The 14,259-nt window shown below is 67.4% G+C and carries 20 protein-coding genes; 5 read left to right on the forward strand and 15 right to left on the reverse strand.

Annotated elements, in window-relative coordinates; translation table 11 throughout:
- Positions 1–20: 20 nt before the first annotated feature.
- A complete protein-coding gene (locus ACZ5FU_RS13365) occupies positions 21–527 on the forward strand; it encodes a hypothetical protein (protein ID WP_451525974.1) in 507 nt (168 codons plus the stop codon).
- 70 nt (positions 528–597) lie between these two features.
- Here ACZ5FU_RS13365 and ACZ5FU_RS13370 read toward each other — a convergent pair whose 3' ends face one another.
- From ACZ5FU_RS13370 to ACZ5FU_RS13425, 12 genes are all read right to left on the reverse strand, one after another.
- A complete protein-coding gene (locus tag ACZ5FU_RS13370; protein ID WP_451525975.1) occupies positions 598–1,749 on the reverse strand; it encodes a tyrosine-type recombinase/integrase in 1,152 nt (383 codons plus the stop codon).
- Positions 1,749–1,943, reverse strand: a complete 195-nt coding sequence (locus tag ACZ5FU_RS13375) for a helix-turn-helix domain-containing protein (protein ID WP_334523732.1) — start codon at positions 1,941–1,943, stop codon at positions 1,749–1,751. The genes ACZ5FU_RS13370 and ACZ5FU_RS13375 overlap by 1 nt, the downstream gene beginning before the upstream one ends.
- Positions 1,940–3,361 (reverse strand): replication initiator protein RepSA, encoded by a 1,422-nt coding sequence (repSA, locus tag ACZ5FU_RS13380; RefSeq protein WP_469045339.1) that lies wholly within the window; start codon positions 3,359–3,361, stop codon positions 1,940–1,942. Before repSA ends, ACZ5FU_RS13375 begins: the two co-directional genes overlap by 4 nt.
- 91 nt (positions 3,362–3,452) lie before the next feature.
- Positions 3,453–3,758 carry a SpdD-like protein gene (locus ACZ5FU_RS13385; protein ID WP_451525977.1) on the reverse strand — a complete coding sequence of 102 codons (306 nt, stop codon included), beginning with the start codon at positions 3,756–3,758 and terminating at the stop codon, positions 3,453–3,455.
- 23 nt (positions 3,759–3,781) lie between these two features.
- On the reverse strand, positions 3,782–3,937 hold the full coding sequence (locus tag ACZ5FU_RS13390) for a hypothetical protein (RefSeq protein ID WP_290012555.1): 156 nt from the start codon (positions 3,935–3,937) through the stop codon (positions 3,782–3,784).
- Between the two features lie 12 nt (positions 3,938–3,949).
- Positions 3,950–4,141: a mobile element transfer protein gene (locus ACZ5FU_RS13395; RefSeq protein WP_451525978.1), complete on the reverse strand. Its 192-nt coding sequence runs from the start codon at positions 4,139–4,141 to the stop codon at positions 3,950–3,952.
- Between the two features lie 5 nt (positions 4,142–4,146).
- Positions 4,147–4,335 carry a hypothetical protein gene (locus ACZ5FU_RS13400; RefSeq protein ID WP_451525979.1) on the reverse strand — a complete coding sequence of 63 codons (189 nt, stop codon included), beginning with the start codon at positions 4,333–4,335 and terminating at the stop codon, positions 4,147–4,149.
- A gap of 18 nt (positions 4,336–4,353) precedes the next feature.
- Complete coding sequence (locus ACZ5FU_RS13405; protein ID WP_469045340.1) at positions 4,354–5,097, reverse strand: DUF2637 domain-containing protein; 744 nt, start codon at positions 5,095–5,097, stop codon at positions 4,354–4,356.
- Entirely contained in the window at positions 5,097–5,300 is a 204-nt protein-coding gene (locus ACZ5FU_RS13410) for a hypothetical protein (RefSeq protein WP_451525981.1), read from the reverse strand. Before ACZ5FU_RS13410 ends, ACZ5FU_RS13405 begins: the two co-directional genes overlap by 1 nt.
- Positions 5,301–5,383: 83 nt before the next feature.
- On the reverse strand, positions 5,384–6,739 hold the full coding sequence (locus tag ACZ5FU_RS13415; RefSeq protein WP_451525982.1) for an FtsK/SpoIIIE domain-containing protein: 1,356 nt from the start codon (positions 6,737–6,739) through the stop codon (positions 5,384–5,386).
- A gap of 2 nt (positions 6,740–6,741) precedes the next feature.
- On the reverse strand, positions 6,742–7,098 hold the full coding sequence (locus ACZ5FU_RS13420) for an SCO3933 family regulatory protein (RefSeq protein ID WP_469045341.1): 357 nt from the start codon (positions 7,096–7,098) through the stop codon (positions 6,742–6,744).
- Positions 7,099–7,236: 138 nt separating this feature from the next.
- Positions 7,237–8,016: a GntR family transcriptional regulator gene (locus ACZ5FU_RS13425; RefSeq protein WP_290012539.1), complete on the reverse strand. Its 780-nt coding sequence runs from the start codon at positions 8,014–8,016 to the stop codon at positions 7,237–7,239.
- Positions 8,017–8,034: 18 nt separating this feature from the next.
- Here ACZ5FU_RS13425 and ACZ5FU_RS13430 point away from each other — a divergent pair, with 18 nt between their 5' ends.
- Positions 8,035–8,499 carry an NUDIX hydrolase gene (locus tag ACZ5FU_RS13430; RefSeq protein ID WP_469045342.1) on the forward strand — a complete coding sequence of 155 codons (465 nt, stop codon included), beginning with the start codon at positions 8,035–8,037 and terminating at the stop codon, positions 8,497–8,499.
- A gap of 260 nt (positions 8,500–8,759) precedes the next feature.
- Positions 8,760–9,176: a DUF4231 domain-containing protein gene (locus tag ACZ5FU_RS13435; RefSeq protein ID WP_469045405.1), complete on the forward strand. Its 417-nt coding sequence runs from the start codon at positions 8,760–8,762 to the stop codon at positions 9,174–9,176.
- A 31-nt stretch (positions 9,177–9,207) separates the two neighbouring features.
- Here ACZ5FU_RS13435 and ACZ5FU_RS13440 read toward each other — a convergent pair whose 3' ends face one another.
- The 3 genes from ACZ5FU_RS13440 to ACZ5FU_RS13450 all read right to left on the reverse strand — a co-directional run bounded on the left by ACZ5FU_RS13440 (position 9,208) and on the right by ACZ5FU_RS13450 (position 13,098).
- Complete coding sequence (locus ACZ5FU_RS13440; protein ID WP_469045343.1) at positions 9,208–10,320, reverse strand: toll/interleukin-1 receptor domain-containing protein; 1,113 nt, start codon at positions 10,318–10,320, stop codon at positions 9,208–9,210.
- Between the two features lie 354 nt (positions 10,321–10,674).
- Positions 10,675–10,989, reverse strand: a complete 315-nt coding sequence (locus ACZ5FU_RS13445; protein ID WP_469045344.1) for a hypothetical protein — start codon at positions 10,987–10,989, stop codon at positions 10,675–10,677.
- Between the two features lie 510 nt (positions 10,990–11,499).
- Entirely contained in the window at positions 11,500–13,098 is a 1,599-nt protein-coding gene (locus ACZ5FU_RS13450) for an SNIPE associated domain-containing protein (RefSeq protein ID WP_469045345.1), read from the reverse strand.
- Between the two features lie 286 nt (positions 13,099–13,384).
- Here ACZ5FU_RS13450 and ACZ5FU_RS13455 point away from each other — a divergent pair, with 286 nt between their 5' ends.
- Both ACZ5FU_RS13455 and ACZ5FU_RS13460 read left to right on the forward strand, forming a co-directional pair.
- Complete coding sequence (locus tag ACZ5FU_RS13455; protein WP_469045346.1) at positions 13,385–13,744, forward strand: helix-turn-helix domain-containing protein; 360 nt, start codon at positions 13,385–13,387, stop codon at positions 13,742–13,744.
- 76 nt (positions 13,745–13,820) lie between these two features.
- Entirely contained in the window at positions 13,821–14,231 is a 411-nt protein-coding gene (locus tag ACZ5FU_RS13460) for a VOC family protein (RefSeq protein WP_469045347.1), read from the forward strand.
- Positions 14,232–14,259 lie beyond the last annotated feature (28 nt).

Below are 14,259 nucleotides of genomic sequence, written 5' to 3' on the forward strand. Positions count from 1 at the left end.
CGGAACGGGGTGCATCCGGCGTGACGAGGGACGAGGGCCTCGACCGGTTGAGGCAGCTGGCACGAGCTCGGGCACTCGGACGTCACGTCGGCTCGGACCGCCTGATCCAAGCCGGCCTCGACGCTCTCCTGGCCGATGTCGATTCCCCCTCGCTTGCCCTCCTGGCCGGCCTGGGCCGCCGTGAGGAGCATGAGGCACAGGAGCTGTTCGACCACGTCGTGGACGAGCTGGGGTTGGGATTCGAGGCACCCGCGGATCCGATCGCCGCCAAGTGGGCCTTGGCCTCCTGGTTGGCCGCTCAGATCGTTGACGGTTCCTTGGACCCGGCGACCGGTGCCGACCTCATATGGGTCGAAGCAGCGATGGAACTCGACTATCCCGACCGCCTGCAGCCGATCGTCGAGCTTGCCATCCAGCTGGGCGACTGGAACGCCGATTGGAGCACTCCGCTGGAGCAGCTCAAGGAAGAGGTCCTTGTCGCCGCCCGCGCGCTTGTTGAGCACGGAGCGCCCGAGACCAACCTCTGAAAGGCTACGGAGCCCCAGGACTGCCATGGCCCAGGGGCTCCGCGTCTCGTATGAGGGATGACAGCAGCGGTCAGCTCGAATCGGGACGCCTCTTCAGCAGCCGGTCCATGTGGCTCATGGCTTCCCGCTGCGTGTCCTGCACGACGTGCGTGTAGACGTCCATGGTGATGCTGATCTGCGAGTGGCCCAGGATCTCCATCACGACGCGGGGCGCGACTCCGGCCGCCGTGAGGAGGGTCGCGGTGCCGTGGCGAGCGTCGTGCAGCCGGATAACGCGGAGGCCGGCGGACTCGGCGACACGGGTGAAGGAGCGGTAGACGTTCCGCGGCTCGACCTGACGGCCGGTACGGGTGGTGAAGACGTAGCCCGACTCCTGCCAGGTCTCCCCCGCCCTGGTCCGAGCCGCCGCCTGCCGCATCCGGTGCCAGCGCAAGGGCGCGATGCAGAGCGCGGGCAGCGGGACGACACGCCGGCGCCGGCTCTTGGGATCGTCGTCGTAGAGGACGCCGCGACGGCGCTGGGTCTGCTGGCGGACGTAGAGGACGCGGTTGTCGAGGTCGAGGTCGGACCAGCGGAGACCGATGATCTCGCCCCGACGCAGACCCATGGCGATGGCGAGGACGAAGGCCGCGTAGAGCGGATCCTTACGAGAGGCGGCGAGGAAGTCGAGCGTCTCGTCGAGGCTCCAGGGCTGCAACTCCCGATTGTCCGTGCGCGGCGGCTCGACGAGTTTGGCGACGTTCCGCGTGATGAGTTCCTCGCGACAGGCGGAGGTCAGCGCCGAGCGCAGAACCCGGTGCGACTCCTTGGCGGTTGCGGCGGTCGTCTCCTTCTCCAGACGCACGAGGAAGCGGCGGACGTCGGCGACGCCGAGGGATTCGAGCCGCTTGGAGCCGAGGAGGGGCACGAGGTAGAGGCGGACGTGCGCCTCGTACTTGTCGAAGGTGCTGAGCTTGCGCCGAGGCTTGATGACGTTGTCGAGCCAGTACGGCAGCCACTCGGAGAGCTTCGCCGACTTGGTGGGCACGGGCACGCCCTGGTCGACCTTGTCGAGCAGCTCCCGGCGCTTGGCGTCGCACTCGGCCCACGTCTTGCCGTAGGCGAACTTGCGGGCGCGGGTGCCGTCCGGCTGGAGCACGTAGACCGCGCACTGGAAGCGGCCGTCCTTGCGCTTGGTGATGGTGCCGGCGCCGTTCGGGTTGCGCTTGCGCTGACCGGCCATCAGGCAGCCTCCTCGATCTGGCCGAGGACGAAGTCCGTGACGGCGTGGGCAGGGATGCGGCGGGCGCCGTCGATCTTGATGGAGGCGAGGCGGTGCGATCGGATGAGGTCGTAGACCTTGGAACGCCCGAGCTTGAGCCGGGCCATGACCTCCGGCACGGTCAGGAGTTCGGCGGTGGCGGTGACGGTGGTCATGCTGCGGTTCCCTCCTCGGTGAAGCTGTCACGCAGGGCGTCGCGGGCGGTCTCGCGGTTGGTCTGGAGGCCGCGGGCGATGGTGGCGGCGAGGGCGGCTTCGCCCGGGGTGTGGCCGTGGCCGGCGTACTGCCAGTCGGTCAGGACGAGGACGGTGTCCGGTTCGCGGTCGTCGAGGCCGAGGGCGGACGCCTCTTGAGCGGCGCGGAAGTCGGCGCGTTCCTGGCGGAGGGCGCCGAGGGTGGTGGAGTAGGCGCGCGACTTGGACGAGAAGTGCCCGCGGAAGCCGAGCATGTGCGCCCAGGCCCAGAGCCGTCGGTCCGGGTACAGGGCGTCGAGGTCGCGGCAGGCGGTGATGAGCCGCCGGGTGTGGTCGGGGACGCCGTGGCGGTCGAGTTCGGCGAGTTCGCCGATGCGGCGGTCGAGAGTGCCGGTGTTCTCGGCGGCTTTGGTGGCGTACTTGGCGACGTAGGAGGCGACGGCCTGTTCGGTGATGTCGGAGCCGTCTCCGAAGGCCTTGACCGGACGGACGTCGAGCTGTCGGCCCCAGCGGAATGTCCGGGCGGGCTGGTCGTCGGCGGCCGGGACGGAGACCGAGGTGTAGGAGTGCGTGGCGGCAGCCCGGATGGCGTCCGTGAGCACGTCGACCGTGGCCCAGACGGGCGGCGGAGTGCCCGGTCCGTCGGGGCCGTCGAGGCGTACGACGGCGTGGAAGTGCAGGGCCCCGCGCTTCTGGAACTCGGCCACCTTGCCGTACGAGACGCGCAGGTGGTCGGCGAGCTCCCGGCGGGCCAGGTTGCCGCGGGCGGCGAGTTCGCGACGGAGCCGGGTGGTGAAGCGCTGCCAGAGCTGTCCGGCGTGGTTGTTGAACAGGACGGCGCCCGCGTAGTCGTAGGCGTCCGGGTCGAGGGCGGTGCCCAGCTCCGGGGCGTCAGACGCGTGCCGGTCGCCGCAGCGGCAGGGGCCGCCGTGATCGGGCCGGTTGTGGACCGGGCCGAACGAGGGAGCCGTGAGGGTGGCGAAGACGCGCGGGTGATCGCGGACGGCGGCGGGGATGTCACGGCGGTCGTCCCCGGCGAGGCCGGCGCGGATCAGGTGGTAGGTGTCGCCCGCGTAGGTCCAAGCGCAGGACGGGCAGCGGGAGGCCCGGCGGTTGCCGCAGGCGAGGCGGAGGCGTCCGCCGGGCTCGTTCTCGGTGGAGTAGTGGTGCAGCGTCTCGCCGGTGGTCTTGTCCTTGGTGAGGGTCCAGCCGGTCAGGTGGATCGGGTCGGAGCAGCCGCCGGTACGGCGGACCTGATCCTCCCAGCGGGCGTAGTCGGAGGCCGAGGCCACCCGGAGGACGTCTCCGAGGGTGATCGGGTCGAGCAGGTGGGCGGACGTGGTCACCTTCGGTGTCGCGGGAAAGGCCCGGTGGGCCATGCTGAGGGTTCCTTCCGGTTGCGAGATCGATCGGTGGGGACGGCTCCCGGGCGGCGGATGCTTGGCGGTATCAGGGCCGCCCGGGGGCCGGTCAGCGTCGCTTGGCGTCAGAGGCGAGCAGGGAGCGCAGGACGACGGCGCACACGGCGACGGACGCGCCGGTGATGGCGACCGCCAGGAGCATCGAGACGAGGACGGCGCCGACGACCAGGACGACGGCCGTACCGGCACCGACGAGGGCGAGGACCGCGCCGGGGGTGAGCTGGACCGTGGGGCGGGTCGGCGCGGCCGGGGCGGGCGTCGGGTGGTGCTGGACCACGGTGGTCGGCTCGACGACGGCGGGCGGGGTGACGAGCCCGGTGGGGGTGGGCATGGTGGGGATCTTCGGGCGGAACATCGGTGATCTCCTCTTTCGGCGGGCTACTTCACGAGGGTGTTGATGGCCGGCGCAAGGACGCTGTCGGCGAGGAGGAAGCCGCCGAGCAGGACGACGGCGATCAACCAGGCGGGCGGGCGGAAGAGCTTGACGCCGAGGTAGCCGACGACGAGCAGCGCGAGCCAGAGCGGGACCTGCATGGCGGTGGCCTCCTAACGGATGCGGCAGCGGTGGGTGCGGGCGGCGAGCTGGGCGGCGGACCGGCTGGAGTAGTCGGCGGACCAGCCGCAGTCGTCGGCAGTGCAGACGGCGGCGTGCGCGGTGCGGCCGTGGCGGTCTCGGTGGGTGCCGATCTGCACGGGACCGATCCGCATCACGGAGTGGAAGTGGTCGCGGGCGGGCATGGCGGTCAGTCCTTCCGGGTGGTGGTGGGGTCGGGGAAGCTGGCGCGGATACCGGCGGCGGTGGCCGGGGCGAGGGTGCGCTGGGCGGCTTCCTCGGCGAGCAGGTGGGCGAGGAAGGGCCGGTCGGCGGCGGTCATCTCGCGGGCGCTGTCGAGGTAGTCAGCGGCGGTCAGGTCGGCGGGGTCGGAGGTCATCGGTGGTCCCTTTCCGGGTCAGGTGAGGTGGGCGGCGATGGCGTCGGCGAGGTGGGGCGGGACGCCGAGGCGGGCGCGCAGGGTGTTGGTGTCGATCGGGGCGCCGGTGCGGTCGCGGTAGTCGGCGGCGACCTTGCGGGCGTGGTCGACGAGGACGGCGGGGACAGGAGGAGCGGGGGCCCCGATGGCAGCGGTGGCAGCGGGAGACGCGGTGGCCTGCACGGGAGTCGAAGGAACGGGGACCACGTCAGGGACGGATGTGGCTTCTGTGGCCGACGCGTGTTCGGCGACCGGGGCCGACTGCTCGACCGGAGGCGCGCTCTCCCCCGCGTCCGCGACGGGGGCCGACGGAGCGGGCTCCAGCCCCACCGACTCGGGTTGCGTTTCCCCGTCCGGAGCCGGCGAGTGGGCGAGGAGCGTGCCGCCCAGGAAGGCGAGCGCGGGCCATCCGGCGACGCCGAGGCGGAGCAGGGCGGGCGGGTCGGCCAGGTCGAGGAACCCGGCGGTGGCGATGTTGGCGCCGAGCGAGGCGAACAGCGCGACGACGAACCAGCACCAGGCCAGCCGGGATGGCCCCTCACTGCGCAGCCGCCGCCAGGCAGCCACCATGAGCAGGTCGACGCTGACCGGGTAGGCCCACGCCTTCCAGCCGTTCTGTCCGGCGGCGGCAGCCAGGTCGTGCAGGTGCGCGAAGGACAGGGCGCCCGCGATCACGGCTTGGATCAGGACCGCGTCGATCCGAAGGACGCGACGGGCGCTCATCAGACGTCGTCCGGGTACGTGGCGTCGCCGTCGGAGTCGTAGCCGTCCGCGGACATGCCGGGCGGCGGCTCGGGCAGCGAGACGGCGAGGGACGAGCTGACGGCGTCCACGAAGTCCAGGTCGGCGCCGGCCATGTCGGCGTACAGGGCGAGTCGGCCCAGGAGCAGCACGGTCCGGGCGAAGTCCTCGCAGTCCGGGCACATGGCGGGCCCTCCTTTCTTTGGGCGTGGCGGGGTAGGGACTCGGCGCGAAGGCGGTCACGCCGACCGTGGGGAGCAGGAGGAGATCAGGCGGTGGCCGAGGAGGCCTTGACCAGCGGCGCGGGCGCGGCGTCGGACTCGGCGAGGGCGGGCCGGAACGAGGCCAGCTCGGACAGGACGGGAGTCCGGTCGGCGTATCGGTTGCAGATGTTCACGGCCTGGCGGAGCGAGGTGTGCGGGGCGCGGATGCGGTGCCAACCGCCGGAGGAGTCACCCGCGATGGCGAGCCCTCGCAGCTCGGCGGGGATCTGGATGGCGGCGAGGACGGCGTCCGGGGAGATGTCGCCGAAGGCCATGTTGGCGGATGCCTCGTCGTTCACGCGGTGGGCGGTGCGGCCGGTGAGCTGGGCGCGGAGCATGGTGATGCCCTTGCCGAGTTCGGAGCCGAAGCGCTGCCCGCAGATCTCCAGGTAGATGCCGGCCGCACGGCCGAGCTGGGCGAGACGGACCAGCGCGGTGACGATGCGGTCCCGGCGTTTCTCCTCCTCCTTGCTGGCGAACAGGGCGAGTTCGGCGACCTCGTCGACCAGGACCACGACCGGCACGGGGCGCAGGTCGTCGGGCAGGTCCCAGATGTCGGCGGCGATCTCCGCGTCCGGCACGTCGGAGGTGATCCGCTGCTGTGACCGGATGAGTTGATAGACGCGCTCCATCCGGACCACGAGCGCGTCGAGCACTTCGGCGGCGGTGTCGGGGTCGTCGGCCAGCGCGGAGAACCGGCGGGCCAGGGGGAACAGTTCCACCCCCTGTTTGCAGTCGATGCCGACGAGGGCGACGTCCATTGGGGCGAGTCCGGCGACCAGGTTGCGTTGGTAGACAGACTTTCCGGATTCCGTGGCGCCCAGGGTGAGGGCATGAGGGATCGCCCGGTAGTCGCGGTAGTGCACCGAGCCGTCCGCGCGCAGTGCGACCGGGACCCGCATGGGCCGCGGGTCGGGGTCGGCCGGCATCCGCACCCGCTTGAGCACGTCGTAGCCGGTCATCCGCACCTCGACGACGCCGGAGCGCAGCTCCCGCGAGGTCACGCCGTACATCGAGAACGAGTGGCGGAGCCGGTCCGAGGCGGCGGTGAGGTCGAAGGCGTCCTGTCCAGGACGGAGCTTGAGCCGCAGGACCAGGCCGGTCCGGGTGGGCCGTAACCGCAGGATGCGCGGCGGACGCGGCTCCGGTATCGGCCGGTTGGTGGCCCGCGCGAGGGCCAGCCGCCACCGAGCGGGCGGGACGGTCAGCCCGCAGGCGTCCATGACCGAGCCGTACCGGACCAGGACCCGCACCACGGCCAGCGTGACCCCGAAGGTCAACCAGTACCAGGCGGGGCGCCGCCACCGCAGGAGACTCACGGCGGCGACGACCAGCACCAGAGCGACCGTGAACGTGGTCACGATCAGGCCGCCTTGGGCCCGGCAGCAGCGTCGGCGAGCGAGGTGACCGCGACCGCGCGGAACGCGATGCCGTGCCGCTTCTGGCCGTTGAAGTCGTTCTCCCACGGCCGGGCGATCAGGCCGGTGAGCGCGACGGGCGTGCCCATGGACAGTTCGCCGGTGATCCCGGGCTCCGGGACCGTGATGGACAGGATCTCCACCTCCTCGTTCGCCGCGAACATCACGTCGACCGTCATCAGCTTCGCCCCGGTCTCGGTGTCGGTGGCGATCTCGCCGGTACGGCGGTCGCGGACCTTGACCTGCGGGGACTTGGCGACCATCACGACCGCACTGGACGTGTCGACAGGGATCTGACGCACAGAGACCACTCCTCTATAGATGCTGAACTTCGCCACTCATGTATATGAGTGACAGGAAGAAGAGTGCCCGACTCCTGTACATGAGTCAACCCGCCGCGAAGAAGAACTCGCGACGGGCTGTGAGAGGTTGAGTGGGCGTCAGTCGCCCGCAGGGATCCGGTACTCGAAAACGAACTGGTCAGCAGCCATGAGCGTGTCGCACACCTCCACCACCAGGCCCGCGGTCGTACGAGCCTCCCGGATCAGGTGGACCACCGGCGCCCCCGGGCTCAGCGCCAGCTCCGACGCCTCCGCCTTCGAGGCCGGCCGAGCTTGCAGCGTCTCGACGAACTCCGCGAACTCGTGCCCGTGGTCTTCCAACCGGGCATAGATGCCACCGCCGCCGGGGTTCTCGGCGAACAGCTCGGGGATGTCCTTGACGACGTCCCAGGGGAGGTAGGACGTGGCGGTCTCGACCGGGGTGCCGTTACGGAAGTACAGGCGCCGGCGAGCCAGCACCTGCGTACCGGCGGGGACGCCCAGTCGCTCGGCAGCATCCTCGGGCGCCTCCGTCGGGCCGATGTAGAGGACGCTCACCTTCGCCGTCGCGCCGGACTGGGCGGACTCCGCGAGGTAGGCCGCCTGCCCACCCTGCCGAAGTGAACGCCGGAAGCGATCGGAGGAGCGGTGCCGCACCGGAGGCCGGTTCTTCACGATCGAGCCCTTGCCGTGCCGGGTCTCCACCAGCCCGCTCGCCCGTACCTCGACCATGGCCTTACGGATCGTCCCGCCGGACACGCCGTAGCGCTCCACCAGCTCGGACTCGCTCGGCACCATGTCACCGGGCTTGAGAACCCCTGCCCTGATCTGCTGCACGATCTCGTCCGCGATCTGCACATACCGAGGCCCAGAACCAGCCCCTCCCACCGCAGTCCCCATAGCCCTTCCCTGCCTCCTATGCTCCTCTGCATGAGTCAATCACGGGAAGCAAGGCCGTCCCCCCTGCACTCTGTGTCCGTAGCCGGAGTGGTAGTGCGCGAGGACGGCCGCCTCCTGGCGATCCGCCGAGCCGACAACGGCACCTGGGAGCTCCCCGGCGGCGTGCTCGAACTCGACGAGGCCCCGGAGGCCGGCGTGGCCCGCGAGGTCCTGGAGGAGACCGGCATCCACGTCGAGGTGGACGAACTCACCGGCGTCTACAAGAACATGACCCGCGGCGTCGTCGCCCTGGTCTTCCGCTGCAAACCCTCCGGCGGCACGGAACGCACCTCCAGCGAGTCCACCGCCGTTTCCTGGCTCACTCCGGACGAGGTCAGCGAGCGCATGACCGAGGCCTACGCGGTCAGGCTCTTGGACGCTTTGGACGGCAACGGCCCCCACGTACGCAGCCACGACGGCAAGCACCTCATCCCAGCGGGATAAGACTTTCTCTCCATCATCAAGGCGGCTCGCTCCGCTCCCCGCGCGCGGCCCGGCCCCCGGCCGGGCCTGCGCTCCTGCCTCCGTCCCGCTCCAGCCCGGCCGGCACCCGTGCCGCGCTCACAGCTAACGAAACCATGATTCGAGCGAGCGGAAGAGGAGAAGACTTGTACAGACTCCGCTGGCTCTAACGCGCTGGCGCATTGATGGGGGTTGGCATGGCTGATACTTCATCCACCCGGCCAGGTGGAGCTAATTACGCTATGACGTTGGCGAATGATTCATACGAATGGTACAAAGGTCGCGCGATTCGTTCACGTCGCACCTTCAAAGGATTCGAAACAGCAGTGTTGGTGATTTCATCCTCCATCCCCCTGTCGGTTGTCTTCTTTTCGCGAAACACAACCATCCCCGCAATTCTAGGCGTCGCAGTTGTAGTCTTATCCGGCCTTCGCTCAATCTTCCACTGGCAAGATAACTATCTGAGGTTTAGTGCCGCGCGTGAGGCCGTTGAGGCGGAGCGACGTCGGTACCTTACCGGTGCTGACCCATACGGGGATCCTGCGACGAGAGATGCAGTTCTCGTGGCAGAAATAACACGAATTGAACAAGGCGAAATGAACAGCTGGCTGGAACTGGCCGCAGAAAGGCCGAATTCTGGATCTGCTCCCACCATATAAAAGAGCAAACTTATCGCCCTCGAATTACCGTCTACATGGCGCCATTTTCGTCGATGAGGCGCTCCCACTCATCTAGAATTGCCTGCCCGTCCAGTACCTGACGAACGGCAGCTTCCATTTTTACAGCGAGCGGCCGCATCGACTTACTTAGCCCCTTCAGGGCGCTAACGCTATCAGAAAAGCCTTGGAGTGACGGAATGTTGGCACGAGACGCCGCCACTGCACTCTTTACACTGGAGAAGAATTCCTTCATACCCTGCCGATCTTCATCTGTAAGTGCTTGCCTTGGAGCCTCTCGAATAAGCGTCAGGATACCGGGATCCACATTTACAAGTTCGGCAGAGTAGAGGTTGCCCAGCTCGTAAAATCGGTTCACAGGCTCAGTGATGCGCTCAGCAAGTTGATGACTCACACGCAACCTACCTGCGAATCCTCCTCCTCGCGCATCTGACTGCTCAATCTCCTCTGCGGCCGCTACCGCTTCCGCAGCGATGACTTCCATGACGGTGGAGAATTCCTGTACCACACTAGTCCAACGAGGGAACGCGGTCTCCATCTCGGCCATCGTTTCAAGCAGAGCAGGGTCTTCACCGTCCTTGGATTCGATAACCCGCTCGTTTTCCGAGGCCACTTGAAGTGAGCGCTCAAGGATTCCTACGAGACGCTCGGCGAGATCTGCTACAGCTTTCCTATGTGCCGGCGATTCCTCGTCCTCCAGCCTGAGTTTCGTCCAGTCAGCATATTGACGGTTGGCGATCAGAGACATCACCTCGTCAGGGCTATCCTCGACCAAGCCTGGAACCTTTACATAGAGAATTGGGAGAAGTAGCTCCTCTAGGCCCAGACTCTTCGCATGCCCAAAGAACGTCAGAACTTCGCGACGACATTCCGCGCTTTTGAAAAATGCAGGTGTCACAATTGGAATACAGAACGTCGTGCCGGCCAGAGCGGCTTCGATTCGGGCTCGCCACTCCGCCCCCCATTCCAAATCATTCTTATCCACAAAAATTCGAAGCGCTTCAGCCGTGATAACTTCATATTCATCGGCAATCAATTGAGCGAGTTTTCTGATCCTCCCCCTATTGAGCTCATTATCCTTGTGTGTGTAACTCCAGAAGCCGACTGCCTGCTCGTAGCTACTCATGGAAATCAATCTACCCGGAAACGTGCAACGGCATCCAAGTGTGACGATTTAAGCCTTTCGATCTTCCATTTATGGTATAGCGAGCACGAGACCCAGCTTGCCAAGCAGGGGGCTCGCGCATCGTGATCACGGATCCGCCATCAGGATTCGTTCCCGTCAACGGCACAAGCCAGCAGCGTGGCTGAGGCCGGTGGGGGTGCAGCGAGGCACACGCGTGCGTAGTCGGTCGGCGCACCCGCCGTCGTGGCTGGCTTTCGTCGGCTGAGGTTCGTGCCACTGCCGTGCCAGATGCAGGGGTCAGCCACAGTCAACGGGGTTCTCTCACGGTCGCATTCGCGGATCTCGGCCAGGTGCTCACCGAGTCCACGCGCGCTGGAACTCTTCGGCCGGGATGGCCTCCAGCGGATCCTGTCCAGGATCGATTGCTTGATCTGTCAGGCCGCCGTGCTCGTCCTCCAGGTGCTCCCAGCTGTATCGGTGGAGCTGTCCGACCGCGGTCAGCTCGGCCTGCTTGATGACGATCAACTCGCCGCGATCGGGTACGGCCTTGATGTACCAGAGGCCGCCTTCTTCGTCAGCGTGGCGGAAGTGGTGCCGCTGAGTGACGCACTCGTCGAGTGCTCGGTAGTACGCCTTGATCTCTGCCGCGATGCGCTCCAGGTCGTCCACGGAACCATCGTGCCAACGACCGCCGGTCAGTTGGGACGTTCTGACATCCACAAGTGACATCAACGGTGCCGGACGCCAGCACTCCCAGACGGCCTGGTATGGCCAGCGTGGCTGTGTTGTTCCCCCGTGGTGCCGAGGAGCGATCGAACTCCTAAAGCGGGTGCCGCAGGTTCGAATCCTGCCGGGGGCACAGCGCCTGACCAGGCGCGGAGCTTCGAACAGCCCTCTCGGAGTGATCTCCGAGGGGGCTGTTTTCGTGCGTGCGGGGATGTAACGCTAGGCGACGTCCTGGTCACGGCGTTCTCTACCGACCCCACGGGGGTGTCTGCGGCCTCCTGTTCGAACTGGGGCATCAGCGAGGTACAGGTGTCCGTGTGGCTTGCGATCACCCCAACCGGAGAAGTGACCGCTCACCTCGCGGCGGGAAGTACCTCCAAGGTCACCTGGATCAGTCTGGATGGCGCCGCCTGCCGTCTGGACCACCCGACGAGGTTGACTGAGCCGAGCCCGTCACCGCCCGGCAGCGGTCTGGCTGGCCCTCCATTCAGGAGCCTCGGGCGTGTCCTGGAACTCCAGGAGGTGCTGTCCGGCGAGCCGCTGCAGGGCGGCGCGTACGTCTGCCGGTGCGACGTAAAAGAACTCCCGGCGTAGGTTTACCCGGTTGACGCGGCGGGACTCGAACTCCTGGTGCAGGCGGCGTTCCAGGCTGACGGCGTCCTCACTGAAGATCAGGGCGTGTACGTCGAAACGGAAGGGGACGGACGCGTCCCCGAGTTCGATGACGCGGTCCATGGGATCGAGGCGCCGGGTCATACCGATCTTGACCATGCGTTCGCCGAACGCTCCGACGTTGGAGATGACGTAGACGTATCCGGCCCGGATGTTGGCCTCGCGGGCCTCGACCGTCTCCAGCTCGGCACCCAACTCGGCCAGTTTTCCTTCAAGTTCGGCAATGGCGGCCTCATCACCGGTGCCGGAGCGCAGGCGGCGTAGGGCGCCCTCGTAGTGGCTGCGTTCCTTCTCCAGTCGCTGCCGCTCGCGCTCGATCTCGCGCTGCAGGCGCTCCTCCTCGCGCTGCTGGGCTCGTAGCTCTCGCTGCTCCTCCCGCTCGGTCTCCTTCCTCACCAGGTAGTCCGCCGTCAGCTCCAACTCCTGGACCCGCAGCTGGTGGTAGTCATCACCGATGCGGATCTGCATGGTGGCGCCGAGCCGGGCGATCGACTCCCGCGTCTTGCCGAGCCGGTCGATCAGCGAGTCGAGCCGGTGCGGCTTCATGCCGCGCACTGCGTTGTCCGCCTCGGCGTTGTACGCGCGCAGCATCAGCTTGGAGAAGTCACGGACCATCTTGCGTCCCTTGGCAGCTGAGCCGTCCACCATCCAGTACTGGTTCCCGAGCACTGCCCGATCGTCCCTCGCCAACTGCTTATAGCGGGCCTTGAGACTGTCGAGCCGGTCCTTGTAGGTGAGCGCGTCGGCGAGCGGATGGCGGTACTCGTAAATGCCGGCCTCTTGCAGCATCCGCGTCTCATCGGTGAGCACCAGATCCCGGCGCGCGTCCGTGAGGCGCTGTTCGGCCTCCGCCATCTGGCGAGTCATTTCGTCAGCTTGGCGGCGCACGTCAACCAGGGACTGCGCGGCGCTCTCGGCGGCGTGCTCTATCTTCTCGTCGAGAAGAGCGTCGATCCGTCCGATCTCTTGGAGCTTCTCCTCATGCGCGCGGCGCAGTCGCTGCTGCTCGGCGGCTATCTGAGCGCTGTCGGCTCCGATGAGACGACTCAATTGCTCCGTCAGGTGACGCTTTTCTTCCTGTAGTTCGCGTACCTGTGTTTCCATCAGCGCCAGCTCGCCCGCCAGACTCGCCGCCTCGGACTCCGCTTGCTTACGGCGCCGACCGAACAGACCCCCACCTGTGGCCGGAACCGTCCCCTGGGAACCGTAGGGGGACTGCTGAGGAACGGATGTGCTCGCCTGCGGCACGGCCCCTTCCGGGATCCAGATCTGCCAGCCTGGGGGTGTGGGCCATGCGGGATCCGGTTCCCAGCCCGGTGGCGGGCTCCACCCCTCCGGCGGGGCGGGCCAGGTGGGCGGCGGGTTGAACCGGTAGGTCATGGGCAACGACTCCTGTCGCGAGGGCGAGAGACGGCCGGCGTAACCCTGATGCCGTCCGGCAGCCGGCGGGCCGAGTCGAACGTACTCGGCTTTGTCGACCTTCGTTCTGCCATCTCCTGTTTTGGCCCTCCTGGCAGCAGATCCGACGAGGTGGGTGAGCCGCAGGGAGGAGCTGGGGTGAGTGGTGGCTCGGGAAGTCCTGGAGGTCCGCCGTCCCGGGTCCTGTCCGGGTGGGCCGTGGTGAGATGGTGCCGTGAGCCGTGCCGCAGAAGAGACCAATCGCCGTATGCTCCGAGCTCGTGACGTGATGGACCGCGACTACGCGCAGCCTCTGGACGTCCCCGCCCTGGCCCGCGTCGCACACGTGTCGCAGGCCCACTTCACGCGTACCTTCCGGGCCACGTTCGGTGAGACACCGCACCGCTACCTGCAGCGTCGCCGCGTGGAACGGGCGATGTTCCTGCTACGGGAGACCGACCGCAGCGTGACGGACATCAGTTTCGAGGTCGGCTTCACCAGCCCGGGCACCTTCAGCCGGACGTTCCACGACATCGTCGGCCGGTCGCCGCGGACGTACCGCAAGGAGGCGGTTGCCGTGGGCGTGCCGACGTGCTTCACGATGGCGTGGACCCGACCGCATGTCTGACGGGACGCCGGACCGTCTTGTTCACCGAGCAGTTTTGGATAAGTTTTCGTCCTGACCAATCACTAGTGTCAGTGTCATGTTCAACGCCATCACGCAGTCGCAGATATACGTCCTCGACCAGGACGAGGCCATCGACTTCTACGTCGGCAAGCTCGGCCTGGAGATCACCGCAGACGTCGACATGGGGTTCATGCGCTGGCTGACCGTCGGCGTACCGGGTCACCCCGAGCGACAGATCCTTCTGGAGAAGCCGGGGGCGCCGGCGATGTCGGAGGAGACGGCGGAGCAGGTGCGCGAGCTGGTGACCAAGGGGGCCATGGGCGGCTGGCTCATCCTCACCACGGACGACTGCCGCAAGACCTACGAGGCTCTGCTCGAGAAGGGGGTGGAGTTCACCGAGGAGCCCACCGAGCGTCCGTACGGGATCGACTGCGGTCTGCGTGACCCCTTCGGCAACCGCATCCGCTTCACCCAGCCGAAAGCTTGAAGCACTCCGGCACTCCGGCACTTCCACA

The organism is Streptomyces sp. NPDC031554, assembly GCF_055580685.1.

What these genes read in the sequence shown, in the direction of transcription:
- ACZ5FU_RS13370 (WP_451525975.1), bottom strand. Translation starts at nt 1,749, where the DNA reads ATGGCCGGTCAGCGCAAGCGCAACCCGAACGGCGCCGGCACCATCACC.
- ACZ5FU_RS13375 (WP_334523732.1), bottom strand. Translation starts at nt 1,943, where the DNA reads ATGACCACCGTCACCGCCACCGCCGAACTCCTGACCGTGCCGGAGGTC.
- repSA (WP_469045339.1), bottom strand. Translation starts at nt 3,361, where the DNA reads ATGGCCCACCGGGCCTTTCCCGCGACACCGAAGGTGACCACGTCCGCC.
- ACZ5FU_RS13385 (WP_451525977.1), bottom strand. Translation starts at nt 3,758, where the DNA reads ATGTTCCGCCCGAAGATCCCCACCATGCCCACCCCCACCGGGCTCGTC.
- ACZ5FU_RS13390 (WP_290012555.1), bottom strand. Translation starts at nt 3,937, where the DNA reads ATGCAGGTCCCGCTCTGGCTCGCGCTGCTCGTCGTCGGCTACCTCGGC.
- ACZ5FU_RS13395 (WP_451525978.1), bottom strand. Translation starts at nt 4,141, where the DNA reads ATGCCCGCCCGCGACCACTTCCACTCCGTGATGCGGATCGGTCCCGTG.
- ACZ5FU_RS13400 (WP_451525979.1), bottom strand. Translation starts at nt 4,335, where the DNA reads ATGACCTCCGACCCCGCCGACCTGACCGCCGCTGACTACCTCGACAGC.
- ACZ5FU_RS13405 (WP_469045340.1), bottom strand. Translation starts at nt 5,097, where the DNA reads ATGAGCGCCCGTCGCGTCCTTCGGATCGACGCGGTCCTGATCCAAGCC.
- ACZ5FU_RS13410 (WP_451525981.1), bottom strand. Translation starts at nt 5,300, where the DNA reads ATGTGCCCGGACTGCGAGGACTTCGCCCGGACCGTGCTGCTCCTGGGC.
- ACZ5FU_RS13425 (WP_290012539.1), bottom strand. Translation starts at nt 8,016, where the DNA reads ATGGGGACTGCGGTGGGAGGGGCTGGTTCTGGGCCTCGGTATGTGCAG.
- ACZ5FU_RS13430 (WP_469045342.1), top strand. Translation starts at nt 8,035, where the DNA reads ATGCTCCTCTGCATGAGTCAATCACGGGAAGCAAGGCCGTCCCCCCTG.
- ACZ5FU_RS13435 (WP_469045405.1), top strand. Translation starts at nt 8,760, where the DNA reads ATGACGTTGGCGAATGATTCATACGAATGGTACAAAGGTCGCGCGATT.
- ACZ5FU_RS13440 (WP_469045343.1), bottom strand. Translation starts at nt 10,320, where the DNA reads ATGAGTAGCTACGAGCAGGCAGTCGGCTTCTGGAGTTACACACACAAG.
- ACZ5FU_RS13450 (WP_469045345.1), bottom strand. Translation starts at nt 13,098, where the DNA reads ATGACCTACCGGTTCAACCCGCCGCCCACCTGGCCCGCCCCGCCGGAG.
- ACZ5FU_RS13455 (WP_469045346.1), top strand. Translation starts at nt 13,385, where the DNA reads ATGCTCCGAGCTCGTGACGTGATGGACCGCGACTACGCGCAGCCTCTG.
- ACZ5FU_RS13460 (WP_469045347.1), top strand. Translation starts at nt 13,821, where the DNA reads ATGTTCAACGCCATCACGCAGTCGCAGATATACGTCCTCGACCAGGAC.